The organism is Holdemanella sp. DFI.5.55, from assembly GCF_020593575.1.
GTDB classification, from domain to species: domain Bacteria; phylum Bacillota_I; class Bacilli_A; order Erysipelotrichales; family Erysipelotrichaceae; genus Holdemanella; species Holdemanella hominis.
This window is the reverse complement of the sequence record NZ_JAJDMK010000302.1, coordinates 1-259: the sequence shown is the minus strand read 5'-3', so window position 1 is coordinate 259 and position 259 is coordinate 1. Positions and strand designations below refer to the sequence as shown.

The 259-nt window shown below is 55.6% G+C and carries 1 protein-coding gene; it reads right to left on the bottom strand.

Annotated elements, in window-relative coordinates:
* Positions 1-259: hypothetical protein (locus LJE08_RS14185; protein ID WP_227403602.1), on the bottom strand; the 259-nt coding region annotated here is incomplete at both ends.

Genomic DNA, 259 nt, shown 5'->3' with positions numbered 1-259 from the left:
CATAGCCATGCACGCCACGGTAGCGATCGCTTGTGCCCATCATTGACGGCAAGACCGATTCAACGACGGCCGGACGCTGGGCCTCATCAGTAAAGTACCAACCGGCTTTGGCCTCAACCAAAAACGTACAGCGCGGATCAGCCCCCAGTCTAACCGCCTGAGCACCGTCATAGATCTTCTCAATTCCCTTAACCCCAGCAATTTCTCGTCTGACCTCATCACGATCGATTCCTGGCCGCACATAGACGTAGGTTTCGCC